The following is a 1,011-nucleotide window of genomic DNA, read 5'->3' on the forward strand; positions in this document are numbered from 1 at the left end:
ATGCTGATTCAGCTTCCGATAATCTATGCCCTGTATAAGGTAATTTATGCGATACCTGCTTACATCGGACAAGTAAAAGATGTATTCTCGCCCATGGTTGATAATCTGATTGCACAGCCCGGCAGTGCAGAGTTTATTCAGGGATTCAAGAATGCGGCCATGTATATGAAACAGTTTTCCAATGAGCTGTTTGTTGCCGGTGATCCCACCTATGTAAAGAATACTTTTATTGATGTGCTGAATAAGGCGTCCACTCCGGAATGGAACAGCCTTGCGGATAAATTTCCCAATTTAGCCCATGATATCATGGAAACATCCGAGAAGCTGGCATCGTATAATAACCTGTTCGGAATGAACATAGGGGATTCCCCTTCCTACTATTTGTCAGGTGCCATGGAAGCCAAGAATGTGCTTCTCATCATTGCAGCCCTTGCCATTCCCGTATTGGCGGCGGTTACCCAATGGCTGAACGTAAAGCTTATGCCTCAGCCTGAATCAAACGGTGAGCAGAACAGTATGATGTCTTCCATGAAGATGATGAATAATATTATGCCTATTATGTCTGCTGTGTTCTGTTTCTCTCTTCCGGCCGGTGTTGGTTTATACTGGGTTGCCAGTGCGGTGGTTAGAAGTATCCAGCAGGTTCTGGTTAACAAACATATCGATAAGACGGATTTTGACCAGCTTATTGAGAAAAACAAGGACAAGGCCAAGAAAAAGCAGGATAAACGGATAAAACGGATGGAAAAAGCCGGTATTGATCCTAAGACAATTAACCAGTACGCCAGTATGAATACGCGGAATGTACAGAGTACCACACCGAAATCTTCCGGTATTTCCGCGAAAGCTTCGTCTGCCAAGCCGTCCATGACCCAGGAGGAAAAGGATCAGGCAGTCAAACAGGCGACGGACATGTATAATAAGAAAGCTCCGAAGCCGGGCAGTATTGCCGCAAAGGCGAATATGGTGAAGATTTATAATGAAAATAATAAGCGGTAAAAGAAAAATATT

General features: G+C 43.9%; 1 protein-coding gene. It reads left to right on the forward strand.

The genetic code is table 11. The annotated features are described in order from the left end of the window. The coding region (locus tag KH180_RS16750; RefSeq protein ID WP_290762546.1) for a YidC/Oxa1 family membrane protein insertase at positions 1–999 on the forward strand (999 nt) is incomplete at its 5' end. Between the last annotated feature and the right edge of the window lie 12 nt (positions 1,000–1,011).

Origin of the sequence: Anaerostipes sp. (assembly GCF_018381315.1) — a bacterium.
Taxonomy (GTDB): domain Bacteria; phylum Bacillota; class Clostridia; order Lachnospirales; family Lachnospiraceae; genus Anaerostipes.